Source organism: Rhizobium sp. C1, assembly GCF_021026335.1.
In the GTDB taxonomy this organism is placed as follows: domain Bacteria; phylum Pseudomonadota; class Alphaproteobacteria; order Rhizobiales; family Rhizobiaceae; genus Ensifer_A.
In genome coordinates this window covers 326,157-351,063 of sequence record NZ_JAJNCY010000001.1, presented here as the reverse complement: position 1 = coordinate 351,063, position 24,907 = coordinate 326,157, and the positions used below count along the sequence as shown (strand labels likewise).

Annotated in this window: 24 protein-coding genes and 1 other RNA gene; 3 read left to right on the top strand and 22 right to left on the bottom strand. The window is 61.5% G+C overall.

Annotation, left to right across the window (positions count from 1 at the left end; translation table 11 throughout):
* Window positions 1-15 precede the first annotated feature (15 nt).
* The 17 genes from ftsA to mraZ all read right to left on the bottom strand — a co-directional run bounded on the left by ftsA (window position 16) and on the right by mraZ (window position 18,985).
* Window positions 16-1,344: a cell division protein FtsA gene (gene ftsA / locus LQK83_RS01750; RefSeq protein ID WP_230835573.1), complete on the bottom strand. Its 1,329-nt coding sequence runs from the start codon at window positions 1,342-1,344 to the stop codon at window positions 16-18.
* Entirely contained in the window at window positions 1,341-2,252 is a 912-nt protein-coding gene (locus tag LQK83_RS01745; RefSeq protein WP_230835572.1) for a cell division protein FtsQ/DivIB, read from the bottom strand. The genes ftsA and LQK83_RS01745 overlap by 4 nt, the downstream gene beginning before the upstream one ends.
* Before the next feature lie 11 nt (window positions 2,253-2,263).
* A complete protein-coding gene (locus LQK83_RS01740; RefSeq protein WP_230835571.1) occupies window positions 2,264-3,190 on the bottom strand; it encodes a D-alanine--D-alanine ligase in 927 nt (308 codons plus the stop codon).
* Between the two features lie 271 nt (window positions 3,191-3,461).
* The gene (locus tag LQK83_RS01735) at window positions 3,462-3,746 is read right to left on the bottom strand and encodes a MoaD/ThiS family protein (protein ID WP_230835570.1); all 285 of its coding nucleotides are present in this window, start codon (window positions 3,744-3,746) and stop codon (window positions 3,462-3,464) included.
* Window positions 3,739-4,821 (bottom strand): WD40/YVTN/BNR-like repeat-containing protein, encoded by a 1,083-nt coding sequence (locus LQK83_RS01730; RefSeq protein ID WP_230835569.1) that lies wholly within the window; start codon window positions 4,819-4,821, stop codon window positions 3,739-3,741. The genes LQK83_RS01735 and LQK83_RS01730 overlap by 8 nt, the downstream gene beginning before the upstream one ends.
* Before the next feature lie 106 nt (window positions 4,822-4,927).
* On the bottom strand, window positions 4,928-5,902 hold the full coding sequence (murB, locus tag LQK83_RS01725; RefSeq protein ID WP_230835568.1) for a UDP-N-acetylmuramate dehydrogenase: 975 nt from the start codon (window positions 5,900-5,902) through the stop codon (window positions 4,928-4,930).
* Between the two features lie 5 nt (window positions 5,903-5,907).
* Window positions 5,908-7,314, bottom strand: a complete 1,407-nt coding sequence (gene murC, locus LQK83_RS01720) for a UDP-N-acetylmuramate--L-alanine ligase (RefSeq protein ID WP_230835567.1) — start codon at window positions 7,312-7,314, stop codon at window positions 5,908-5,910.
* Window positions 7,311-8,435, bottom strand: coding sequence for an undecaprenyldiphospho-muramoylpentapeptide beta-N-acetylglucosaminyltransferase (gene murG / locus LQK83_RS01715; protein ID WP_230835566.1), 1,125 nt, complete (start codon window positions 8,433-8,435; stop codon window positions 7,311-7,313). The genes murC and murG overlap by 4 nt, the downstream gene beginning before the upstream one ends.
* 6 nt (window positions 8,436-8,441) lie before the next feature.
* On the bottom strand, window positions 8,442-9,596 hold the full coding sequence (gene ftsW, locus LQK83_RS01710; RefSeq protein ID WP_230835565.1) for a putative lipid II flippase FtsW: 1,155 nt from the start codon (window positions 9,594-9,596) through the stop codon (window positions 8,442-8,444).
* Between the two features lie 102 nt (window positions 9,597-9,698).
* Window positions 9,699-11,090, bottom strand: coding sequence for a UDP-N-acetylmuramoyl-L-alanine--D-glutamate ligase (gene murD, locus LQK83_RS01705; RefSeq protein WP_230835564.1), 1,392 nt, complete (start codon window positions 11,088-11,090; stop codon window positions 9,699-9,701).
* Between the two features lie 6 nt (window positions 11,091-11,096).
* Window positions 11,097-12,197 (bottom strand): phospho-N-acetylmuramoyl-pentapeptide-transferase, encoded by a 1,101-nt coding sequence (mraY, locus tag LQK83_RS01700; RefSeq protein ID WP_230835563.1) that lies wholly within the window; start codon window positions 12,195-12,197, stop codon window positions 11,097-11,099.
* A 127-nt stretch (window positions 12,198-12,324) separates the two neighbouring features.
* Window positions 12,325-13,758: a UDP-N-acetylmuramoylalanyl-D-glutamyl-2,6-diaminopimelate--D-alanyl-D-alanine ligase gene (locus LQK83_RS01695; RefSeq protein WP_230835562.1), complete on the bottom strand. Its 1,434-nt coding sequence runs from the start codon at window positions 13,756-13,758 to the stop codon at window positions 12,325-12,327.
* Window positions 13,755-15,218 carry a UDP-N-acetylmuramoyl-L-alanyl-D-glutamate--2,6-diaminopimelate ligase gene (locus tag LQK83_RS01690; protein ID WP_230835561.1) on the bottom strand — a complete coding sequence of 488 codons (1,464 nt, stop codon included), beginning with the start codon at window positions 15,216-15,218 and terminating at the stop codon, window positions 13,755-13,757. Before LQK83_RS01690 ends, LQK83_RS01695 begins: the two co-directional genes overlap by 4 nt.
* An 82-nt stretch (window positions 15,219-15,300) precedes the next feature.
* Window positions 15,301-17,055 carry a peptidoglycan D,D-transpeptidase FtsI family protein gene (locus LQK83_RS01685; RefSeq protein ID WP_230835560.1) on the bottom strand — a complete coding sequence of 585 codons (1,755 nt, stop codon included), beginning with the start codon at window positions 17,053-17,055 and terminating at the stop codon, window positions 15,301-15,303.
* Window positions 17,055-17,492, bottom strand: coding sequence for a cell division protein FtsL (gene ftsL, locus LQK83_RS01680; RefSeq protein WP_230835559.1), 438 nt, complete (start codon window positions 17,490-17,492; stop codon window positions 17,055-17,057). Before ftsL ends, LQK83_RS01685 begins: the two co-directional genes overlap by 1 nt.
* Window positions 17,493-17,498: 6 nt before the next feature.
* On the bottom strand, window positions 17,499-18,530 hold the full coding sequence (gene rsmH, locus LQK83_RS01675; RefSeq protein ID WP_230835558.1) for a 16S rRNA (cytosine(1402)-N(4))-methyltransferase RsmH: 1,032 nt from the start codon (window positions 18,528-18,530) through the stop codon (window positions 17,499-17,501).
* 32 nt (window positions 18,531-18,562) lie between these two features.
* Window positions 18,563-18,985 (bottom strand): division/cell wall cluster transcriptional repressor MraZ, encoded by a 423-nt coding sequence (gene mraZ, locus LQK83_RS01670; RefSeq protein ID WP_230836247.1) that lies wholly within the window; start codon window positions 18,983-18,985, stop codon window positions 18,563-18,565.
* A gap of 417 nt (window positions 18,986-19,402) precedes the next feature.
* Between mraZ and LQK83_RS01665 the strand changes: the two genes are divergently transcribed.
* Complete coding sequence (locus tag LQK83_RS01665; protein WP_230835557.1) at window positions 19,403-19,777, top strand: type II toxin-antitoxin system RelE/ParE family toxin; 375 nt, start codon at window positions 19,403-19,405, stop codon at window positions 19,775-19,777.
* Complete coding sequence (locus LQK83_RS01660; RefSeq protein ID WP_230835556.1) at window positions 19,774-20,070, top strand: helix-turn-helix domain-containing protein; 297 nt, start codon at window positions 19,774-19,776, stop codon at window positions 20,068-20,070. The genes LQK83_RS01665 and LQK83_RS01660 overlap by 4 nt, the downstream gene beginning before the upstream one ends.
* Before the next feature lie 29 nt (window positions 20,071-20,099).
* On the opposite strand, the gene rnpB is transcribed toward LQK83_RS01660, so the two are convergent.
* An RNA gene (gene rnpB, locus LQK83_RS01655) (RNase P RNA component class A) lies at window positions 20,100-20,491 on the bottom strand.
* A gap of 161 nt (window positions 20,492-20,652) precedes the next feature.
* Window positions 20,653-20,907 carry a DUF1127 domain-containing protein gene (locus LQK83_RS01650; protein ID WP_230835555.1) on the bottom strand — a complete coding sequence of 85 codons (255 nt, stop codon included), beginning with the start codon at window positions 20,905-20,907 and terminating at the stop codon, window positions 20,653-20,655.
* Between the two features lie 110 nt (window positions 20,908-21,017).
* Here LQK83_RS01650 and LQK83_RS01645 point away from each other — a divergent pair, with 110 nt between their 5' ends.
* Window positions 21,018-21,962 (top strand): LysR family transcriptional regulator, encoded by a 945-nt coding sequence (locus LQK83_RS01645; RefSeq protein WP_230835554.1) that lies wholly within the window; start codon window positions 21,018-21,020, stop codon window positions 21,960-21,962.
* Here LQK83_RS01645 and LQK83_RS01640 read toward each other — a convergent pair.
* The 3 genes from LQK83_RS01640 to LQK83_RS01630 form a co-directional block, all read right to left on the bottom strand.
* Window positions 21,948-23,126, bottom strand: coding sequence for an NAD(P)/FAD-dependent oxidoreductase (locus LQK83_RS01640; protein ID WP_230835553.1), 1,179 nt, complete (start codon window positions 23,124-23,126; stop codon window positions 21,948-21,950). The genes LQK83_RS01645 and LQK83_RS01640 overlap by 15 nt on opposite strands.
* 260 nt (window positions 23,127-23,386) lie before the next feature.
* Complete coding sequence (locus LQK83_RS01635) at window positions 23,387-24,169, bottom strand: glycoside hydrolase family 25 protein (protein ID WP_230835552.1); 783 nt, start codon at window positions 24,167-24,169, stop codon at window positions 23,387-23,389.
* Window positions 24,170-24,280: 111 nt separating this feature from the next.
* Window positions 24,281-24,892 (bottom strand): class I SAM-dependent methyltransferase, encoded by a 612-nt coding sequence (locus tag LQK83_RS01630; RefSeq protein ID WP_230836245.1) that lies wholly within the window; start codon window positions 24,890-24,892, stop codon window positions 24,281-24,283.
* Window positions 24,893-24,907: the final 15 nt, after the last annotated feature.

The following is a 24,907-nucleotide window of genomic DNA, read 5'->3' as shown; positions in this document are numbered from 1 at the left end:
AGACCGCTTGCGCGATCAGAAACTTTCCTTCAGCCACTGCCCCATCCGGGCGATGCGGCCTGTGCCGCTGCCGAACCCGCTGAAGAGGCCGCTCTGCGTTGCCAACTGTTCCAGTTCGGCAACCTGCGGATAGATCATCAGGCCGACAGCCGTGGAAAATGCCGGTCCCTTGGCCGCAGCCGGCAGACCAGAAACACCCAGCGGCCGTCCGACGCGGACGTTGCGGGCCAGAATTTTGCGCGCCGTTTCCGGCAGGCCGATCAGCTGGCTTGCGCCGCCCGTCAGCACGACCCGCTTGCCCACCACCGGAGAGAAACCGGATTTGTGGATTCGGTCGCGGATCAGTTCCAGCGTTTCCTCGATACGGGCGCGCACGATGCGCGAAACGAGCGCACGCGGCACATTCACCGGCTGGCTCTCGATATCCCCATCCATCGGCGGCACCGAAATGATCTCTCGGTCATCCATGGTCGAGGCAATCGCCGAACCGTGCACCGTCTTCAGGCGCTCGGCGTCTTCGATGCGGGTCGAAAGGCCGCGCGCCAGATCCGTCGTGACATGGTGACCGCCGAGATTGACGGCATCGGTGTGCACAAGCCGGCCTTCTGCGAAGACCGAAATCGTCGTCGTGCCGCCGCCCATGTCGATGGCGGCGCAGCCCAGCTCCGCCTCGTCATCGACCAGCGCGGCAAGGCCGCTGGCATAGGGCGTCGCGATCATGCCTTCGACAGACAGATGCGCGCGATTTACGGCCAATTCGAGATTCTTCAGCGCCGGACGCTCCGCCGTGACGACATGCATGTCGACGCCGAGAAGCTCGCCATACATCGAGACCGGGTCCTTGATGCCGCGTTCGCCATCGAGCGAAAAGCCGGTCGGCAGCGCATGCAGCATCGCCCGATCCTGCTTCATCGACGACTGGCTGGCCGCCTGCAGCACCCGACGCAGATCCGTCTCCTGAACTTCCTGGCCGCCGAGATCGATGGAAGCCGTGTAGATATCGCTGCCGAGACGGCCGCAGGAGACATTGACAATCAGACTTTCAACCGTAAGCCCGGCCATACGCTCGGCCGCATCCACGGCCAGCCGGACGACACCCTCAGCGGCCTCCAGATCGATGATGACGCCATTTTTCACGCCGCGCGACTTGTGATGGCCGATCCCGAGGATTTCGACGTGATGGGTACGCCCCGGAAGCACTTCGCTTTCCGGACGCGGCGTCAGCTTGCCGATCATGCAGACGATCTTGGTCGAGCCGATGTCGAGCACCGAAACCACATGGGACCGCTTGGACGAAAGCGGGCGCAGACGCGGCAAACCGAAGGAGGAACCAAACAGACTCACGCGCCCTTCTCCATCATCTGCTTCTTGAGCATTTTCGCACGGTCCGCGACAGCCTTGTCGCGCCGTACAGCCGCATCCGCCGTCAGCTGGATCGTGGTGCGATCGGGCAGCCGCAGGTCAACCGTCTGGATGTCGCGCTCCAGAACCTGCTGGTCCTGCTCGAGCGTGGACAGCGCATGCATGGCGCGGGCAATGTTTTCCTCCGGCAGACGAACAACCACGCCGTTATCCATGCGCAGGTCCCACCGGCGACCGCCGACGCAGATATAGGCCGTGATGCGCGACTGAATGTCGGGCCAGTTCGAAAGCTGTTCGGCAAATGCGGCAGCTTCGAGCTGGGCACCATCACCGACGAAAAGCGGGAGGCTCGCAAACTTGTTGTCGCGAAGGGGCGCAATGACCTTGCCGTCCTTCTCGATCAGCGAAAGCTCGTCGCCATGCTGCCAGATGCCGTAGGCGGTCCGCTCGGACAGCTTGATTTCGACCGTATTCGGATAGACCTTGCGCACTTCCGCATTCTCGACCCAGGGCAGATCCATGAGCTTCTGGCGCGCATTGGCTGCGCTCAGGAACACGACCGAGGACGAGCCATCAAGACCAAGCTGCTGAAGGATGTCGATTTCCGAGGTCTGCAGATTGCCCGACACCTTCACGTTGTCGATGGAAAACCCGATGGCCGAGGTCGTCGCCTCGGCGACAGCGCCCGTGTGACCGCCCAGAACCATACCGTAGAGACCGGTCGAGGCGAACAGAACAGCCGCCCCTACGATGCCGGCAAAGCGTGGAATGGCAACACGGCCATTGGCCAGCGACACGGCAAGACGGAAGACGCGACGAACAGGGCGCGGCAAGACACCCGCCGCTTCCGGATCGGGAACGACCGTGCCACCAAGACCGTGATATGCCATGCCCCGACGTTTCAACGCAAACACGACGCGTCCTCCACCATCCACTTGAGGAACTCACCAAAGGAATGGCCGGCATGTGCGGCCATTTCGGGCACGAGGGAGGTCGGGGTCATCCCCGGCTGCGTGTTGATCTCAAGCCAGATAAGCTCTCCGTCTTCAGAAAAACGGTCGTCATACCTGAAGTCCGATCGACTCACGCCACGGCAGCCGACCGCCTGATGCGCCTTCAGGGCCAATGTTTGTATTTTTTGGTAAATTTTCGGTGAAATCTGCGCCGGAAGAATATGTTCGGAGCCACCAACCGCGTATTTCGAATCGTAATCGTAGAAGCTGTTCGCCTTCGAGACGATTTCCGTGACACCGAGCGCCACATCGCCCATGACGGCACAGGTCAGCTCGCGACCATAGACATAGCGCTCCGCCATGACGCGATCACCATAGCGCCATTCCGACGAGGTGATGACCTGCGGCGGATGCGACTGATCTTCCTTGACAATGATGACACCGAAGGACGACCCCTCCGCGACCGGCTTCACAACGTAAGGCGGCTTGATCGGATGCTCGTTCGTGAAATCGAATCGGTTCAGCACCCTGGCCTCGGCAACAGGCACACCCACCGCCTTGACGACCGCCTTGGCGACAGCCTTATCCATGGCAAGCGCAGACGCCATGACGCCGGAATGCGTGTAGGGAATTTCAAGATAATCCAGGATACCCTGAATGCGGCCGTCTTCACCGAAAGGACCATGCAGGGCGTTGAAGACGACATCAGGCTTCAATTCCAGCAAGACCGTCGCGATATCGCGCGCGACATCAACCCGGGTCACCCGATAACCCACGGCCTCAAGCGCGTCAGCGCACGCATTCCCCGACGAGAGGCTCACCGGCCGCTCGGAAGAAAACCCGCCCATCAGAACTGCGACATGCTTGACGCCCACGATACACCCCATCTCTCACCACGATATTGTCCTTCCGGAGGCTTGCACGAGCCTTTTGCGGACCCCGAGCGCAATACCGCGAAAATCGTTAACCAATAGACCTGCGAATGGTTAATGAAGCGTTTACTTTCGTTAACCGCGGGGGCTTGCCGACAAAAATATTTGGGAAATGGCAAGAAAAGCACGAAGGGCTGAACGCCGCTGAAATCAGGGGTTTGCGAGGAAGAGCGAAAGCAGAGGAAGGCCGTTATCCCACCACTGTGGCAGCCCCTCACCCGCCGCTGACGGCCGTCAGAACATACACCGTGGTTCCCGACGCAATGGGGGTCTCGAGCACCGCCCGCTCACCGTCGATCATAATCGAGATATGCTTGCGCACCGCGGGGCGCGAATCTCTCAGACACGCGCCCATGCCCGGCCAGCGCTCATCGAGCGCATCGATCAGACCGCCGACATCGGCGGCCGACACCGTGAGGCGCCGCTTCGCTTGCGGGAAGAGCCTCAAGAGCGCGTCCGGCAGAACCACGTCGCAAGCCGAGTCGGATCTCTCACGCATCGATGACCATCGTCTCCGCCGAATGGATGACCGGCAGATGCTGCCCGATCACGTCCCAATTGTCGCCCTCATCGCGGCTTCCGTAAAGCGTACCCGTATTGGTGCCGAAATAGATGCCGGCCTGATCCAGATTGTCGGTCGCCATCGCCTGCCGGAGCACGCCGAAAAAGGCATTCTCCTGCGGCAACCCGTTGCGAAGCGCCGACCATGTCGCGCCCGCATCGCGGCTCCGCCACACCGCAGCCTTGCCGTCCGGCACGAAGCGACCTTCGATCGCCCCGTTGAGCGGAATGAAATAGACCGTGTCCGCATCATGCGGATGCGCAGCCGCCGGGAAGCCGAACTCGGAAGGCAGCCCCTCCTCGATGCTCACCCACTGCTCGCCGCCATCGTCGCAGCGATACATGCCGGTGTGATTCTGCTGATAGAGCCGGTCGGGCCGCCCCGCCGCCATGACGATGCAATGCACGCATTGCCCCGTTTCGGGATATTGCATACCTTCGGGCATGAAGCCCGCCCGCGTGCCCTTGTTGCGCGCGTCGAACGTCTTGCCGCCATCGGCCGTGTGGAAGACGCCCGCTGTCGAGATCGCGACCCAGAGTTCGTTCGGATCATCGGGATGCGGCACGATGGAATGCAGGATCAGACCGCCCGCGCCCGGAACCCATGTCTCGCGTGAAGGATGCGCGCGAAGTGATTCAACATGTTCGAAATTTTCGCCATCGTCACCGCTGACGAAAAGCCCCGCAGGCTCCACGCCCACGTGCAGCCGGCCATGGGATTTCGCAAGACTCCAGGCCGATTTCACCGGATCTTCGCCCTCGGCATAATTGAACCCGTTGCCAGAGCGCGTCCATGTCTCGCCGAGATCGGCCGACTTCCAGACCGACGGCCCGAACCATTCGTTGCCGCCCGCCGCATAGATCGTGCCGGTCGCGGCGTCACCGATCACATGGTTGATCGGCCAGGCATCGCAGAACGGCCCCTTCAGCGACCACTCTTGCCGCGCCTCGTCGCTCTCCGCGATAAAGGTGCCTTTCTTCGTGCCGATCAACAGGATTACGCGCTTTGCCATGAACTCCCCCCCTTGGATGAAGTTACCATAGCGCAAGTTCTCGATATGTTGAAGTCAACGTTTTATGAAAAAGAAAACGCCGGCATTCGGCCAGCGCTTCTTCATATCAGTCGGTCGTCACGCCGAGGAAAGGCTTAATCTCCAGCCCCGGCATGAAATTGCCGAGCCGCTTGATTTCCCATTCCAGCTTGATGCCGGAATGTTCGAACACGCGGGCCCGGACCATCTCGCCAAGATATTCGAGATCGTGGGCGGTCGCCTGCCCGGTATTGATCATGAAATTGCAATGCAGCGGCGACATCTGCGCGCCGCCATTCAGAAGCCCACGGCAGCCGGCTTCGTCGATCAGCACCCAGGCCGAATGGCCTTCCGGGTTCTTGAATGTAGAGCCGCCGGTCTTCTCGCGCACCGGCTGCACCGTCTCGCGGTGATGGCGCACGGCGTCCATTTCCTGACGGATCTTCGCCTTGTCGTCGGCATAGCCTTCAAACACCCCATGGGTGAAGATCAGGCCTTCCGGAGCCGAGGAATGGCGATAGGCATAGCCCATCTCGTCCTTCGAAAGCACATGGATATTGCCCTTGCGGTCCACCGCATGCGCCTCAATGAGACGCTCGCTCGTGTCTCCGCCATTGGCGCCCGCATTCATGCGCAGAGCGCCGCCGATGGAGCCGGGAATGCCATAGTAGAAGGCGAAGCCGCCGATGCCATTGTCGAGCGCCATGGCGGCAATGTTCTTGTCCGGGCAAATTGCGCCTGCCTTGATGCGGTTTTCGCCGGCAAGCTCGACATCGCCGAAACCCTTGGCCGAGAGGCGCACGACAACGCCCTTGATGCCCCCGTCGCGCACCAGCAGGTTCGAGCCCACACCGACCACCGTCAGCGGCACATCGTCGGGCAGGCCCTTGAGGAATGTCACCAGGTCTTCGACGTCATGCGGCTGGAACATCAGTTCGGCGAGGCCACCTGCATGAAACCAGGTGACCCGGTCCATCGGCGCGTCAGGCGTCATGCGGCCGCGCACGTCCTTCATCGCATCGCCGAAGGAAGCCAAGAGTTTCTGACCGTCAACCTGTTTCATGCGCCTTAACCTGCAATCTTCTTCAATTCTTCCGGCAATGCTGCCGCCCAGTTGGTAATATTACCCGCGCCCAACATGACTACGAAATCACCCGGCTTGGCAAGGCCTGCCACCACCGGTGCAATGTCTGCGGAACCGGAGACGAAGCGCGCGTCGCGATGGCCGGCGGACTTGATGCGCGACACAAGCTCTTCCGCGCTCACGCCCTCGATCGGGTCCTCGCCTGCCGCATAGATCGGCGCGATCATGATCGTGTCGGCGTCGTTGAAGCAGCCGGCGAAGTCCTCGAAGAGGCTGGCGACACGACTGTAGCGATGCGGCTGATGAACCGCGATGATGCGGCCCTGGCACGCCTCGCGCGCCGCACGCAGCACCGCCTTGATCTCGACCGGGTGATGGCCGTAGTCGTCATAGACGGAGACGCCGTTCCAGTCGCCGACAAAGGTGAAGCGTCGCTTGACGCCGCCGAAAGCGGAAATCCCCTTGCGGATCGCATCCGTCGAGATGCCGAGCCGCTGCGCCACGGCCACGGCGGCGGTCGCATTGGACACGTTATGCCGGCCGGGCATGGGCAAACGCAGATCGTCAATCAGAATCGTCTCGCCGGTGCGGCGGCGTCGGATTTCCACGTCGAAGACCGAAACCGGCCCTTCCATGCGGATATTCAGGAAGCGCACGTCGGCCTGCGGGTTCGCACCATAGGTGACGACCTTGCGGTCCTCGATGCGGCTCACCAGCGCCTGCACTTCCGGATGGTCGAGGCACATGACGCCAAAGCCGTAGAACGGCACATTCTCGACGAACTGCTTGAAAGCGGCACGCACGGCGTCAAAATTGCCGTAATGGTCGAGATGCTCGGGATCGATATTGGTGACGATCGCCACATCGGCGGGAAGCTTGAGGAAGGTGCCGTCAGACTCATCCGCCTCGACCACCATCCACTCGCCCTCACCCATGCGGGCATTCGTGCCATAGGCATTGATGATGCCGCCATTAATGACGGTCGGGTCAAGACCTCCGGCTTCCAGCAGCGCCGCGACCATGGACGTCGTCGTCGTCTTGCCATGCGTGCCGCCGATCGCGATCGCATTGCGGAAGCGCATCAGTTCGGCCAGCATTTCGGCGCGGCGCACGACGGGCAGCAGCTTTTCGCGCGCCGCGATCAGTTCCGGATTGTTCTTCTTGATGGCGGTCGAAACAACGACGACTTCGGCATCGCCCAGGTTCTCAGCCTTGTGGCCGACGAACACATCGATGCCCTTGGCGCGAAGACGCTGCACGTTGGCGCTGTCGGACTGATCCGAGCCCTGCACGCGATGGCCGAGATTATGCAGAACTTCGGCAATACCGCTCATGCCGATGCCGCCGATGCCGATGAAATGGACGAGCCCGATGCTCTGGGGCATTTTCATATGCGCTGACCCTTGAATTGTGAAACCGCTTTGCCCGCCGCAATAGCCTCCACGAGATCGGCAAGCAAGTTCGCCGCATCCGGTTTGCCCGCCTGTTTGGCGGCATGCGCGGTTTCGAGCAGCCGCTGCGGCTGCTCCATCGCCACCTTCAGGACGTCGGCCAGCTTTTCCGCAGAGAGCTTCGATTGCTGAATGACCCTCGCGCCACCCTTCTCCACAAGGAGCGCCGCATTCGCCGCCTGATCGTGATCAAGCGCAAACGGATACGGCACGAAGAGCGCCGGACGGCCGATAACCGAGATTTCCGAAACGGTCGACGCGCCGGAACGGCAGATGACGAAATGCGCCGCGCCGATACGCTCCGCCATGTCAGTGAAGAACGGCGAGACATCAGCCTCAAGCCCGAGTTTCTGGTAGCAGGCCTTCACGCCCTCGGCATCCTCGGGACGGGCCTGCTGCGTAATGACGAGCCGCTTCTGCAGCGCTTCCGGAAGCAGCGTCACCGCCGTCGGAACCGCCGTCGAAAAGAACTGCGCACCCTGGCTGCCCCCGAAGACAACGAGCTTGAACGGGCTCGAACCCGCAGACGGAACATAGGGCTGCGCTGCCGCCTTCAGAACAGCAGGCCTTACCGGATTGCCGGTCGTCACGGTCTTGGCCGCATAGGGGCCGTCCGTCTCCGGCAGAAAGCCGCCGGCAATCGCCTTGACCTTGGGCGCCAGCATCTTGTTTGCGCGGCCCATGACGGCGTTCTGCTCATGGATCATCGTCGGCAGACCGAGGCGCGTGGCCGCAAGCAGCGGCGGCACCGTCGGATAACCACCGAAACCCGCGACGGCGACAGGCTTGATCCGCCGCATCAGCGCCTTCGCCTGATTCGTGCCCTGCCAGAGCGTGAACAGCGCCTTGGCGATCGCAACCGGGTTCTTGGAACCGATGGTCGCAGACGGCACCACATGAATTTCGTCGGCCGGGAATTTGCCAGCATAACGCTCGGCACGTGAATCCGTCACCAGATGAACCGAATAGCCGCGCTCTTTGAGACTATGCGCGAGCGCTTCTGCGGGAAAAAGATGGCCACCGGTTCCCCCGGCCGCCAGCATGACGATACCTTTGCTCATGAAACCTCACTCGGCAGGCTGACCCTGGGTGATGCTGAACAGGCTGCGCTCGCGTGAGCGCGTTTCGGGCCTGTGCCGCGTCAACGCCAGGATGAAACCGGCCGTGATGCAGATCGCGATCATCGATGAACCGCCATAGGAGATGAAGGGCAATGTCATGCCCTTTGCCGGCAGCAGCTCGAGATTGACCCCGATGTTGATGAAGGACTGGATGCCGAACTGCAGCACCAGACCGGAAATGGCGAACCGGTTGAACGGATCCTTCTCACGATAGGCGATCGACAGACCGCGCATCACGATGAAGGCAAAAAGCGCAACCAGCGCCATGCAGAAGATAATGCCGAACTCTTCCGCCGCCACGGAGAAGACGAAGTCGGTATGGGCGTCGGGAATGATCTTCTTGATCTGCCCCTCGCCTGGTCCGCGACCGAACCAGCCGCCGCGAAAAATCGCCTGGCGCGCCGTATCGACCTGAAACGTATCGCCCTCGCCTGTCAGAAACTTGTCGATACGCGCCGCCACGTGGGGCAGCAGCATATAGGCCGCACTCAGACCACCGACAGCGAAAATCGCCAGAAGCGTGATCCACAGCCACGGCATGCCGGCCATGAAGAACATGCCCGCCCAGACCGAGGTCGTCAGGATCGTCTGCCCGAGATCGGGCTCCGCCACCAGCAGGGCCACGACAATACCGTAAAGCAGGATGGCAAAGAGATTGCCCGGAATTTCAGGCTGCTTCTGATGCTCGGCGAACAGCCAGGCGCAGACGACAATAAAGGCCGGCTTCATGAATTCGGAGGCCTGGATGCCCAGCGGCCCCAGCGAAATCCAGCGCCGCGACCCCTTCACCTCGACGCCGACGAAGAGCACGAGGACCATGAGGGTGAGCGAAACGATCAGCAGGATGACGGCGGTGCGCCGCACCGTCTTCGGCGTCATGAAGGAAACGCCAATCATGACCGCGAGGGCCGGCAGAAGAAATTCGGCGTGCTTGGCCACGAAGTGAAATTCGGGTGCACCAATGCGTTCGGCCACCGCCGGAGACGCGGCGAAGGAGAGCATGAAGCCGATACCCATCAGGAGAACGAAGACGAAGAGGAAATACCGGTCGATGGTCCAGAACCAGTCTGCAACCCTACCTCTGTCCGCGCGGCTCACCATTCGACCGATCTCCTGCCAGAGCATTCCGACATGAAATGCTCCTGTCTTTTCTCATGTGCATTTCCGGACACAAAACCGCGGCACACTTTTGCTGGAATCGTTTCAAACCAGCATCGTGACGCCATCGAGACCCGAAACGATCGTGACGAACGAATCACCACGAACCTCGAAATTCTTGTACTGGTCGAAGCTTGCGCAAGCCGGGGAAAGCATGACGGCCACGGGGCCGGTCTGATCCGCTGCCGCATCCTTCGCCGCATGGGCCACAGCCAGATCCAGCGTCCCGGAAATCTCGTAAGGCACAGCCTCGCCCAAGGTCGCTGCAAACTGCGGTGCGGCTTCGCCGATCAGGTAGGCCTTGGCGATCTTGGAGAAGAGCGGCTGCAGCGCCGTGATCCCGCCCTCCTTGGGCAGACCACCGGCAATCCAGTAAATCCGGTCATAGCTGGACAATGCAGGCGCTGCGGCCTCCGCGTTCGTTGCCTTCGAGTCATTGACGAAGGTGACGTGATCGCGCTTGCCGACCGGTTGCATGCGATGCTTGAGACCGGGGAACGAGCGAATGCCGGCGCGGACATCGTTGAGGCTCACGCCGACAGCAAGGCAGGCGCCAATCGCCGCCGCCGCATTCTGCGCATTGTGACCGCCGCGCAATGTCTCCACACCCTTCAAGTCGAGAAGCTCGGCAATCTCGCCGCCATCCGCCTTCAGAATGCGGCTGCCATCGGCATAGATTCCGTCCTTCAGCGCCAGCCGGCGCGAGATGCGGGTGACCGCAACGCCGGCGCGCTCGATGCGGTCGGCGATCTGGCTGCAGTAGCTGTCATCGACACCGACAATCGCTTGTCTGCTGCCCGCGACCAGCCGCTCCTTGACGTCCGCGTAGTGCTGCATGGTGCCGTGACGGTCGAGATGGTCGGGCGTGAGGTTCAGCAGGATGCCGGCAGACGGGTTGATCGAAGGCGCGAGATCGATCTGGTAGGACGAGCATTCGACGACATAGAAACGATCGGCCGCCGGCGGATCGAGCGTCAGCACGGCCGTACCGATATTCCCGCCAAGCTGCGTATCGCGACCCGAGGACTTCAGAATATGGGCGATCAGCGCCGTCGTGGTCGACTTGCCGTTCGTGCCGGTAATGGCGATGAAGGGGCAATCGGGAGCGAGCTTGATGCGCTCGCGCGCGAAAAGTTCGACATCGCCGATGATCTCGACGACGGCGGCATGGGCCAGATCGACGGTCCAATGCGGCTTCGGATGCGTCAGCGGCACACCGGGCGACAGCACGAAGCAATCGAAAGTCTTCCAGTCGATACCGTGCAGGTCCGCCGTCGCAATGCCGGCTGCGGCGGCCTTCTCGACGCTGGCCGGATTGTCATCCCAGGCGGTGACATCCGCCCCACCCGCCATCAGCGCCTGCGCAGTGGCAAGGCCGGAACCGCCTAGCCCGAAAAGGGCGACCTTTCGGCCGCCGAGTGACGTCACCGGCATCATGGGCAATTACCTGAGCTTGAGCGTGGCAAGACCCAGCATGGCGAGACCCACTGCGATGATCCAGAAGCGGATCACGACCTGGCTCTCCGTCCAGCCGAGCTTTTCGAAATGGTGGTGGATGGGCGCCATGAGGAAGACGCGTTTTCCCGTCCGCTTGAACCAGAAGACCTGGATGATGACGGAGAGCGTCTCCATGACGAAGAGGCCGCCGATGATCGCCATGACGATCTCGTGCTTTGTGGCGACCGCCACCGTACCGATCATGCCGCCGAGCGCGAGCGACCCCGTGTCGCCCATGAAGATGGCGGCCGGCGGCGCGTTGAACCAGAGGAAGCCGAGCCCTGCTCCGATCACCGCCCCCATGATGACAGCGAGTTCCCCCGTACCGGGCACAAAGTTGATCTGCAGATAGTTCGAAAAGACCGCGTTACCGGCAAGATAGGCAATGACGCCGAAGGAGGCGGAGGCGATCATCACCGGCACGATGGCAAGCCCGTCGAGACCGTCCGTCAGGTTCACGGCATTGCCCGCGCCCACAATCACGAAGCCGCCGAAGAGCACGAAGAACATGCCGAGATTGACGAAGAAGTCCTTGAAGAAGGGAAAGGCGATCGACGTACCGATGATTGAGCCGTTCGGCGCATAGGCGGTTGCCGTGCGCATCATGAAATAGACCGCCGTGCCGGCAATCAGGAATTCGATGCCGAGGCGCGCCTTGCCGGAAAAGCCCTTGTCCGACTGTTTCGTGACCTTGAGATAGTCGTCATAGAAACCGATGGCGCCGAAGCCGAGCGTGACGAGCAGCGTCGAGACGACATAGACATTCGAAAGGTCCGCCCAGAGCAGAGACGAGACGACAATCCCCGCCAGGATCATCAGGCCGCCCATGGTGGGCGTTCCAGCCTTCTTGAAATGCGTCTGCGGCCCATCGGCGCGGATCGGCTGGCCCTTGCCCTGCCGGATGCGCAGCGATGCGATCATGCGCGGGCCGAACATGAAGACGATGAAGGCGGAGGTGAAGAGTGCCGCGCCGGCTCTGAAAGTGATGTAGCGGAACAGATTGAAAAACTGGATATGATGCGACAGTTCCACAAGCCAGATCAGCATAGCGGCTCTTTCTAAATTGAAGCAATTCCAGCGAAAGTGGGTACCGGTTTCGCGTCCGGAATTGCGCAGAAACAAATGATTGGAGTGCGTTCGGTGAAGCTTTGCTCATCGAACGCACTCCAGGTTGTCAGACCCCAGCCGCGTCTGCAGGCTGGAATGCATTGAGAAGGGCCGCCGTGATCTTGCCGAATCCTGTTCCCAGCGACGATTTGACGACCAACACATCGCCGTCGGATACATGAGAAACCGCATAGTCTGCAAGTTCGTCAGCGGTTGGCCGGTATGCAACATCAGCAGACCCCGCCATGGCTTCAGCCAGAAGCCGCATGTCGCGGCCTGCGAGCCACAGATGCTTGATGCCGGCCTGACGCAGCGGCTGGGCCAGATTGCCGTGGATCGAGGGCGAGTTCTCGCCCATTTCCAGCATGTCGCCCAGAACGGCGATCTGCCGCCCCTCACCCGTTGCCGGCGTTCCGGCCAGGAGACCGATTGCGGCGCGCATGGAGGCCGGATTGGCGTTATAGCTCTCGTCGATCAGCGTGAACGTGCCCTTGCCCTCGCCCAGCGACAGGATATGCCTCTGGCCCCTGCCCTTTTCCGGCGTGAAGGAAGCGAGCGCTTCGGCCGCCCGATCAAGATCCGCCCCGGCAAGCCAGGCCGCGCCCAGCACAGCGAGCGCGTTTTCGGCAATATGGCGTCCCGGCGCCCCGATTGTCACCTCGATCGTCCGACCGCCAATCACCGCCCAGACATTGGAGCTCGTCGGATGACCGTTGAACTCGGCCAGCCGGAAGTCAGCTCGCGCATTGTTGCCGAAGGAGTGGATATGCGGAACGCGATTCTCGATGGCGATCTTTTCCAGAATGGAAAACTGCTCGATGTCGCGATTGAGGATGGCATGGCCGTCGATCTCGATTGCCTCGAGAATTTCGGCCTTGGCATAGGCAATTTCATCAATGGAGCGGAAATTGCCGAGATGCGCGCCGGCCACCGTCGTGATGATGGCAATGTCCGGCCGCACCATCGAAACCAGTGCGCGAATCTCGCCCGGATGGTTCATGCCGATTTCGAAGACGCCGTAATCGACATCCTTCGGCATGCGGGCCAGCGTCAACGGCACACCCCAGTGATTGTTGAAGGACGCAACGGAAGCATGGACCGTCCCGGACGACTCAAGCGCCTTGCGCAGCATTTCCTTCGTCGTCGTCTTGCCGACAGAACCGGTGACCGCAATGACCTTGGCGATCGAACGCTGCCGCGCGGCCCGTCCCAGACGTTCAAGGCCTGACAGAACATCGTCTACGACGATCATCGGCGTTGTCACGCGGCCAAGCGCCGGCAGCTTCGCCTCGCTGACGACCAGCAGCGCCGCACCGTTGGCAGCCGCGACGGAGGCATAGTCATGTCCGTCGACGCGATCGCCCTTGATGGCGAAGAAGGCCTCACCCTTGCCGATCGAACGGCTGTCGATGGAAATGCCGGTAACTCCGCCGGGCAACGACCCGAACGGTCTGCCGTTCATCGCGCTGACGAGTTCATCGGATGTCCAGAGAGTGGTCAAGCCTGCAATCCTCCCAATGCCTTGTCGATCTCGGCCTGATCCGAGAACGGGAGCACCTTGTCCCCGACGATCTGGCCTTCTTCATGTCCCTTGCCGGCGACGATCAGCGTATCCCCGGATTTCAGCATGCCGCAGGCGGCACGGATGGCCTCGGCACGGTCGCCGATTTCCAGCGCACCGGGTGCAGCAGCCATGATTTCCGAGCGAATGACGGCGGCCACTTCGGAACGCGGATTGTCGTCGGTGACGATGACAACATCGGCCAGCCGCGACGCGATCTCGCCCATCAGCGGCCGCTTGCCCTTGTCACGATCCCCGCCGCAGCCGAAGACGACGATGACGCGGCCCGTCGTGAACGGGCGAACCGAGGTCAGCACGTTTTCAAGCGCTTCCGGCTTGTGAGCATAATCGACATAGGCGAGCGCACCATCGACCGTATGGCCGACCAGCTCGAGCCGGCCTGAGGCTCCGACCAGCTTGCCGAGCGCCGCCATGACGGCGGCCGGGCTGACACCCGTGGACATCGCAAGCCCGGCAGCGACCAGCGCATTGGCCACCTGAAAATCGCCAGCGAGCGGAATGTCGACTTCATAGATGTCCGAACCGCAATGGATTTCCGCCATCTGCTTGTGGCGGAAATGCTCGACCCGCTTCAGCGTCAGGAAATCGCCCTTGCGGCCCACGGTCAGCACTTCGCAGCCGGCGCGACCCGCCGCTTCGATAGCGTGCAGCGAATAGGGATCGTCGGCAAAGATCACCGCCGGCGCCCCCTTGGGCAACAGGCTGAAAAGCCGCATCTTCGAGGCGAGATAGTGCTCAACCGTCGGATGGTAGTCCATGTGATCACGGCCAAGATTGGTGAAGGCGGCGGCGGCAAGCTTCACGCCGTCAAGTCGATGCTGGTCGAGCCCATGGCTGGAGGCCTCCATGGCCGCATGAGTCACGCCCTCGCGCGACAATTCGGCGAGAAGCTTGTGCAGCGAGACAGGATCCGGCGTCGTCAGCGTGCCATAGTCAGCGCGGCCCGGCGCGATCACGCCCGTGGTTCCGATCATGGCGGCGGCAAAGCCGGCATGCGCCCAGATCTGGCGGGTAAAGGACGCCACGGATGTCTTGCCGGCCGTGCCGGTGACCGCCGTTATGACCTCCGGCTGAGCCCCGAAGAAGCGGGCGGCCGCCATGGAGAGGAAGCGGCGCGGCTCCTCCACTTTCAGAACCGGCACGGAGGCCTCGACGGAGGCATTGGCGGAAATCACGATGGCGCTGGCGCCCTTGGTGACCGCCTCGCCCGCGAAGGTCGAACCATCCGCCTTGGATCCCGGCACCGCCACAAAGACAGCACCATGGGCAACCTGACGGCTGTCGGCCGTGATGGAAGTAATCTGAACATCTCCGGCAGAGCCCGCAAGCAATGCATCGATTTCCGGAAAGTCCTTAGCTGCGAGGTCACGTAGCTTCATCGATGATATTCGCCTTTCACGCCCCTGTCCTGCGGGCGCATCGAATCGGATTTGGCCTATATTAATCGGATTTGTTTCGATCTTAATATGAAACGAGCGTTGCCGCTCCATCTGGGCCAAATTTCGGCTGCACACCGAGAAGCGGAGCCACCCGTGCAATGACACGTCCGACCATGGGGGTCGCGGTGTTGCCCGCTAGGTTGGAATTATGCTCGCCGGTGCGCGGATCGTCGATGAAGACGAGAACCATATATTGCGGGTCGCGCATTGGGAAAGCGGAGAGAAAGGCGTTGAAGTTGTGACCGTTGACGTAACGGCCGCGGACCAGCTTTTCGGCAGTGCCCGTCTTGCCGCCCACGTCAAATCCGGGAACGGCTGCCTGCTTGCCGGAGCCGACCGGATTGACGACGTTGTCACGGAACAGCTTGCGCATGTCGCGCACGGTGGAATCCTTGACCACCTTCACGGCGATCTTGTCCGCCTCCTGCTGCGTGCGCGGCAGGAAGGTCGGCTCGATCAGATAACCGCCATTGACCAGCGCAGCACCCGCGACCGCCGTCTGCAAGGGCGTGGTCGCCACACCGTGACCATAGGCGATCGTCATCGAGTTGATGCGCTTCCAGACGCGAGGCTGCGACGGCGTCGCCACTTCCGGCAGTTCCGTATCCATGCGGCTCAGCAGGCCCATCCGGGTCAGGAACGCCTTGTGGCCTTCAAGCCCGACGGCATCGGCCATGCGGGCAGCACCGATGTTGGACGAATGCACGAAGACTTCGTCGACGGTCAGAACGCGGCGCGTCCCGTGGAAGTCGTGAATGGTAAAGCCGCCGATATAAAGCGGCTTGGTGGCGTCGAAGGTGGTGTTGAGCGTCATCGTGCCATAGTCGAGACCCATGGCGATGGTGAAGGCCTTGAAGGTCGAGCCCATTTCGTAGGTGCCCGCCGACACGCGGTTCAGACGATCGGGATCGAGCGCATGCGTCGGATCGTTCGGATCGAAATCCGGATAGGAGGCCAGTGCCAGAACCTCTCCCGTGTGGACGTTCAGCACGACACCGCCCGCGCCGATGCCCTGATAGCGGTTCATGCCGTCGACCAGAACTTCGCGAAGCGCATTCTGCACACGCAGATCAAGCGAGAGCTTCACAGGCTCCAGCTTGGCGTCGTTCGTCATGCCGACGGCGGCCAGATCGGCAAGCCCCTGGCTGTCGATATATTTCTCCATCCCGGCAATGCCGCGGTTGTCGATATTGACGAGACCCAGAACGTGCGAGGCCGTCGCGCCACCCGGATAGAAGCGGCGCTTTTCCGGCCGGAAGCCGATGCCCGGAATGCCGAGCGCCAGAATCTGGCTCTGCTGGCGCGGCGTCAGCTGACGGCGCAACCACTGGAAATGGCTCTTGGAGGACAGCTTGCGATAGGTCGACTTCGCGTCGAGGTCGGGCAGGACGCTGGAAAGTTCTTCCAAAGCCTCATCCGGATCGATGATCTTGGAAGGCTCCGCATAGAGAGAAACGGTGCGGATATCGGTTGCCAGAACCTGACCATTGCGATCGAGAATATCGGGGCGCGAAGCTAGCAGATTGTCCGAGGGCATGATGCTGGAGACAGTCTCCGGCTTTGCCATCCCGTATTCGACCAGCCGTCCGCCGATTATCACGTAAGCGACGGTGAAGCCGGCGAAGATGATGCCGACGCGGCTCTTGGCCTGGGCGCCGGAACGCTTCAGGGTCCCTTCAAAACGCGCCTTGCCGTTGGGCGCTCTGTATACGCCCCGCGGCGTTGCCGAGAAATGCGCCTTGCTTTTGATGTTCATGATGCGGGACAGGAATGACATCAGCGCTTCACCGATCCGGTCTTGATGGTATCTGTCTTGGTCGAGGCTGCTCTCGCCGTATCGTTCCTGGCAGGCGCGGGCCTGACCTCATCCGTCTTTCGGGCATCAGGCGCCAGCCCTGCCTCGATCGCATCGGAAAGACCGACATTCGCCTTCATCATCGGCATCTCGTTCGGCTGCACGATCTGGGTCGATTCGGTCGGCTGAAGCTTGAGGTCGGCCTTGAACGTATCAGCCAGCCGCGCCAGCCGGTTCGGTTGCGTCGCCAGCGCCCAGTCCGCCTTCAGAAGATCGATCGTGTCGCGCTCTAGCTTGATTTCGGCATCGAGCTTGTGAACATCGTCAAGGACGGTCTCGGCCTTGTGCTTGATCGAATAGGTGATGGTAGCCGCCACCGTCATGACCACGATCAAAAGAATGTCGAATGTGCGGAACATGGACGGTCAGCTCCCCAATTTTGAAAGACTTGCGAGATCAGGCAGATCGAAGATCGCCAGATCGGCAGGACCGGCCGCAGCCGTGGTGCGAATGCCGGCGCGCAGCTTGGCCGAGCGCGCGCGCGGATTGATCTCCGCCTCCGCCTCGCTCGCCTGCAGGGCCGATTTGTGAACGAGATCGAAGAGCGCCGGCTTGTCATGCACCTGCGGCAGATGCCGGGAACCGGCAGCTCTGCCGGACCGATCGGCAAAGAAGCGCTTGACGATCCTATCTTCGAGCGAATGGAAGGTAACGACAACAAGACGGCCGCCCGGCTTCAGACTGGCTTCGGCCGCGAAGAGCGCCTTGGCCAATTCGCCGAGTTCGTCATTGACGAAAACCCGCAAGGCCTGGAAAACGCGCGTTGCCGGATGAATCTTGTCCTTGGCCTTGCGCGGTGTGACGATCTCGATGAGGCCGGCCAGATCGCGGGTCGTTTCGAAAGGATTTTCAGCCCGGCGCTTTTCGATGGCGCGGGCAATTCGCCCCGCCTGCTTTTCCTCGCCGAGAAAGCCGAAGATGCGGATGAGATCACCGACCTTCGCGCGATTGACGACATCGGCGGCACTGACGCCCGAGGCCGACATGCGCATGTCGAGGGGCCCGTTCTTCTGGAACGAAAAGCCACGCCCGGCCTCATCGATCTGCATCGAGGAGACGCCGATATCGAGCACCACGCCATCGAGCCCTTCGGCCGGCGCATGCTGCGCCAGATCGGAAAAGCGGGAATGGATGAGCGTCAACTTACCAGCAGACTTTTCGACCAACGCCTTACCGCCGGCAATCGCGTTCGGGTCGCGGTCGAGCGCGATCACGCGCGCGCCTGCGCTGAGGATCGCGGACGTATAGCCCCCCGCGCCGAACGTGCCATCGAGAACGACCTGACCGGGCCGGATAGCGAGCGCATCGAGAACCTCCGGCAGCATGACCGGGATATGCGGACGATCTTCCGCACTCTGGGCGTCTCCGTGAACGCCGCCAGTCTCAACCGCCGCCATGCCAATTTCCCTCGTATGGGGGCACAGCCTTGTCAGCGCCCCAGCCCCTCGCGGACAGCCTTCTGCGCAGTCTCCCACGCCTCCGGCTGCCACAACTGGAAATGATCCCCTCGCCCGACAAAGGCGACGTGATCGGTAATGCCCGTGAAGCTGCGGATGAAGTCCGTGACCATCAACCGCCCCTCCTGATCGAGCTTCATGAAGACGCCGCCGCCATGAACCAGCAGCGACATCCGATTGGCTTCCGGCGAGAATGGGTCCGCCACCTCGATCCGCCTCTCGAGGCGCGCCAGCAGCTCGGGGCCGCCGACGCTGATCGCCGGAAACACAAAGTCCTGGAAACAATAGAGATCCTGCACATCCGCCGAAGCGAGAATGGAACGAAAGCTCGCAGGCACGGAAACCCGCCCCTTGGCATCGATCCTGTTCACAAAATTCGACAGGAAGCGGATCATGACGCGATACAACCGTTTCCGAAATGGCAGAGCAGATCATCCGCCCCACCTCGCCCGCACCAGACCTCCCGCATGAGGCCGCACAAGCATGTCGCCGCTGCAGCACAGCAAAGGCGCTAAACCCTTCCATCTTCTGCATTTTTCGGACGCTAAGGAGCATCCTTTCGGCTGACTTATGGGATAGCATGGGACCACATGGGCGTCAATGGGAAACGGCATTTCGAGCGGCGCGCGCACTCGAAAAATTATTAAGCCGTTAAACTTAATGAAGTTTTAAGCGGGGGTGGAAACGAGTCGTCAGGACATGGTCAAGAGCTGGAATCCAAAGCCAGACGTTCAACCATGGGCCAAGCCCCACCTATGCGGAGGTTCCGCAGAAAACTTGACGCAAGTGCGGAAATTCCGTACAAATTGTGCATGCACACCGTGATCGAAACGCCGGCATATCTGACCTCTGCCAAGGAGGAAGGACTGACTGACACCGAACGGGAGGCGATCATCTCGCATCTGGCCGCCAACCCCGACGCGGGCGACATCATGGCGGGAACGGGAGGCGCAAGAAAGCTTCGTTTTGCAGGCCGCGGCAAAGGCAAGAGTGGCGGCTATCGGGTGATCACCTTCTATGCCGATGCCGACATCCCGGTGTTTTTGCTCGACGTGTTCAGCAAAGACACCCAGGCTAACCTTTCAAAAGCGGAGCGTAATGCGCTTCGAGACATTCTGACGGCGCTGCCCCAAGCTTGGCGCACCCACGCCCGGACTAGAGCGGGCAAAGGCAGGAGTGAGAAATGACCAGAGCAGGATCCCGAATTCTACAAGGTGCAAGTGAGGCTTTGGCCTTCGCTTCGGGTGAAGCGGACGTGGAAAGCTACAACATCCATATTCCGGCGGAGGTGGATGTGAAAGCCATTCGGCGCAAGCTGGGTCTTTCCCAGCAGGCATTTGCGGCGCGCTTCGGCTTCTCGATCGGGCGTATTCGAGATTGGGAGCAAAACCGCTCCAATATGGACGCCCCATCGCGCATCCTCCTGACGATCATCGACAAGGAACCGGAGGCCGTAGAGCGCGCGTTAAGCGCCGCCTGATCACACGCGGTCCTTCCACAAAAGGAAAATTCGCCAGTTGGCCTGTAAGCCGGGTTCTGTATGGCTCCGGCGAACCGGAACGTGGCAGCCATTCATCTGGGACGGCATTTGCATGCCGCCTCGCGCAACCCACCCGGATGACTGGCCCGGAAACAGGCTGACGGGTTGCCCCGCCGCGTCATCCCTATTCGGTCTTGCTCCCGGTGGGGTTTACCGTGCCGCCCCTGTTGCCAGGCGCGCGGTGGGCTCTTACCCCACCCTTTCACCCTTACCTTCCGAGGAAGGCGGTTTGCTTTCTGTGGCACTTTCCCTGAGGTCGCCCCCGCCGGACGTTATCCGGCACCGTATCTCCGTGGAGCCCGGACTTTCCTCACCCCATCGCCTTTCGGCATTGATGAAGCGCGGCTGCCCGGCCAACTGGCGCGCGGGTGATAGCGTCTTTGCAGCCAAAACACCACAGCAAATCCGACGAATACGCTGAAGCCTTCAAACAGGAACGGCCCGGAAGCCATTTCAGGGAGCTCCGGGCCGTCCATTCATCGATACAATACGCCCCTTCCATCCGAAGGAGCGCTGCAGGTCTCACGCTATCCAGAACGGCTTGCGCACCTCGCGCTCTGCCTCTTTGCGGGTCATGCCGGCATCCTCGAGCATGGCGTCCGTGAACGTCTCCATGTCGCGGGCCATCTGGCGTCTCAAATTCCGCCGCGCCTGCCAAACATTGAACGTGGCGCGCACCGCCTCGAAACCGCTCAGATGGCGCGGAGCTTCAACCAGAAGCCCGGCAATCTGCCGCTGTTCGTAACGTGTGTATTCACCTTCAATCGCGTGCCGCATGGCGCTTCTCCTTTTTCCAACGATCGGAATTTATCTCTTTTCATTCCCGGGAAAAATTGAATAATGCGCTCACACTATGTGAGAAAAATTCCAACAGATGGAATAACCCCATGGACAAGCTGCCGCCACTCACCGCGCTCGCGACGCTTGAGGCCTTCTTCCGCACTGGCACTGTGGGTGCCGCCGCCGACATGCTCGGCCGCACGCATAGTGCGGTCAGCAAGCAGCTTCACCAGTTGCAGGATCACGCAGGAACCGAGCTCTTCGTCAAGCGCGGCCTGCAATTGGAACTGACCGAGGACGGTCGCCAGCTGGCCGAAACCGTCGCCCGCAGCATGGACGAGATGCGCCGCACCTACACGGCCATCACCGGCGGAGGCCGCGCATCGGTCACGGTGGCGGCCAGTTCCACCTTCGCCCGCCAATGGATGATCCCGACGATCGCGCGCTTCAATGTCGATTATCCCGATATCGACGTCCTGATCCGCCTGACCGGCCCTCATGGCAGCCGCAGGCTCGAAGGTCCGGTCGATCTCGTCGTGTCATGGGACCGGCTGTTGAGCCCGCATGTCGAACACCCCGACGCCCGCCCACTGGGCGACGTCCATATCGGTCTCGTGATGGCGCCCGGTTTTCCCTGCGAGCTCACCGAAACGACGATCAAGGTTCCCACCGTCATCCACCGCCGCGAGGGCGAGGTCGCATGGAAGCACTGGTCGCAGCTTACAGGCCTCACCCTCATTCGCGAACGCGAGCTCACCTTCGATCTCTCTTCCCTCGCCTTCGAGGCAGCAGAGCGCGGCATGGGGGCGACGCTCGCCCCGAAATTCCTGATCGAACGGGAGTTGAAGAACGGAAGCCTCGTGGCCCCGGTGGGCTTCCTGAAATTCGAGAACGGTCTGCTGGTCCGCCCCTCCAGCGAAAGGCCGAAGACCACGAAGCCAGCTCAAGTGTTCATGAACTGGCTGGTCGAGAATGCGCAGTTGAGCCCCGATGGCTTTATCGCAGCCACCGAGCGCGACTGGCCCTTCGCGTCGCTCTCACTGGACTGGTGAGAAATCAAAGTCAAACGAGGAAATCCTGTCCTCGAAGACCAGTTCCGCGCCGAGGCGACCGATTTCGTCCGAGCTTTTCGCCGCCGCCCCGCAGCCGCCCGTCAAAAGCGCGATCCGTCCCGGCGTCAGCCAGCCGATCGCCGGGTAGCCGGTCGAGGTGTAGGACGTGACGCAGGAGGCGGATGAGATCGACAGCACGTCGAGCCCCGGCACCAGAGCCTTCATCCGGGCAACTAGATGCTCGCGCGCATGTGGCCGTCCATCACTGCGGAACCAGTCGCCCAGTTCGTGCTCCTGAAGCTCCATCTCGTCCGGATCGCCGCCGATCTTGAGATAATATTTCCCATCCGGATAGCGGATCGGCGGCAGCATGTAGATGTCGTCGCGCTCGTCGACCGCCTTGTGGATCATCGAGGGCATGGCGCCCATGGCTTTTGCATCCGCCTCGGAGACTTCAAAGAAGACGACCGTACGGCCATAAACCTTCAGATCAACGGGACGCGGCAACAGACCGTTTTGAATCGAGAAACCGCCCGCTGCACACAGTACGCGATCCGCCTGAATGACCGTGCCATCCGCCAGCGTGATCGCCACATGATCTCTCGCCTCACGGATGGACGTCACAGCCGCATTGATCCGCGTCGCCCCTGCCCGCTCGGCGAGCTGCGACTGCGCCATCACAAGCCGGCGCGGACTGATGTGGCCGGCCCCAGTCGCCTCGAAAATGCCCTCCGTGCGGTCCGGAAAGGAGAACCACGGAAATTTCGCATGGATGTCAGCTTGCAAAAGCCGCTCTGCCGTCACACCGGCGACCTCGGCCGCGGCTTGCGTCCGCGCGACATAGCCGCGCCCCTCTTCCGTTCCAGCTCCAGTCAGCAGACTGCCGACTTCGCGATAGAAGGAAATGCCGGTCGCCGCCTCGATGTCGCGATAGCGGCCGATGGAGTTGCGGGCGAGCCGCGCCCAGACCGGATCCGGATCGATGGTCCGCGTGATGCGTCCCTCATCGTAGTGGCTGGCGAAAACGCCGCGATGCTCAGTCTTGTCCGCCGGCTCGGACGGTCCGATCAGCGCCACGCCTTGCGTCATGTTGGCCAGATGCCGTGCCGCCGCCGCGCCCATGAGGCCGCAACCAACAACGGCGTAGCGGAAATGTGCAGACATGGCAGTTCTCCTTCGCAAAATCAGACGCTTGCGGCAGGCTCATGAATCAATTTGCAAGCCATCTCAAGGTGTGTCTTAGCAAGGATCTGGACGAGCTTGAAGCAGGGGAATGCGGCCATTCGACCGCCGCCCTGACAACAGACGTGCGGCAGCAACGGCGCAGCCGCGCCGGCGTCTGATCTTCATGTCAGCATTGCAGAGCGGCGCGTTACACGCCGCAGAACCCAACAAAGGCGGCAAGCCCTCTCTTCACGGGGGTATCAGCGTGCGTCCGCATAAGCCAGCCAGGACTTCCAGTTATCCTTGGTGCCGGCAAAGACGTTGATATCCGTCTGGCCGCCCACGCCCGGCACGATGCCGGTGGACGTATATTGCCAGAAGGCCCACTGGCGATCCGCATACTTGTCCTCCGGATGGGAGGCGACGGAGCGCAGCCAGAACTGATAGTCCTTGAAATAACCGACGAAATTGTCGCGGTGGAAATCGACTGACGTGTAGATGATCGGCCGCTTGCCGTAATAGGCCTGCAAGCGGTCCATGAAGCGCTTCATGTCGGCGCGCACAGTGGCGGGATCAGGCCTGATCTTGCATGTCGGCGAGGCCGGATTCCATTCGGCATCCAGCACCGGCGGCAGCTTGACTGCCTCGCGCGGCACATTGGCGATGAACCAGTCGGCCTGCTGGTCGGGCGTCGAACAGAAATAATAGAAATGATAGGGCGCGTAGGCGACGCCCGCAGCACGCGCACCGCGCCAGAATTCCTCGAACTTCGGATCAACCCGATCCTTGCCTTCCGTCGCCTTGATGAAGGCAAAGGCAACGCCGGATTTCTTCGCCGTCTCCCAGTCGACATGCTCGTTATATTTGGAAACATCAATGCCGTGGATCGGGTGCTTGTGCGGGCTGCGTGCACCGAAATCCTGCGGATCGGAATCCTTGAACTTCGACGGAACGGCTGCCGTTTTCATCAGATCATAGTCAGTGCTCGTGCAGCCTGCGACAAGAGCGGCAAACGGCAAGAGAGCCAGGGCGAAACGGCGCATGAAAGTCCCGCAAATCAACGAGTCGAAAGGATGTTATCCTGTCCGGCCACGTTGTAAAGCAGGCCCGTCAAGACATGGTCTTCAGCCAATCATGACAGGGTAAATAAACCGTTACGCCGCGGGCTTCACGATCGTGGCAGACCAGGCATAGCCGCGGTAGAGCGGCCGGAATCGGGAAGAGCAACCGTGCCGCTTCGCCACGGCAGCCACGACGCAATCCAGATCTCTTCGCGGATCGACATGGAAGCGGGCCAGCCACCCCTTGAGCATCCGGCGGAACCAGTGCGGCAGTCTTTCCTGCTGACCGAAATCCACGATGTGAAGCTCGCCGCCCGGATTGAGCGCGTCGATCGCGACGTCGATCGTCGCTTCCCAGGCCGGGATCATCGACAACGCATAGGAGATCATGATCCGGTCGAAACCTGGCCGGCCGAAATCCTCAGCCGAGAAATCCGACGCGTCACCCGCTTTCAGGACGGCATCCGATGGCAGCTTGGCGCGCGCCGAGATCAGCATCTCCTCGGAAATGTCGAGCCCGTAGAGCCGGCAGCCGGGATAGAGACTGCCGGCAACCGCCAGATTGCGTCCCGTGCCGCAGCCGAGTTCCAGGATGCACTGCCCCGGCTTGGTGGCCAGATCCCGGATGGTGCGGTCCCGGCCCAGAAGATAGTATTTCCGTGTCAGGTCATAGATGTGCCGCTGGGTCCGGTACATCCGATCCATACGCGCGGCGTGATC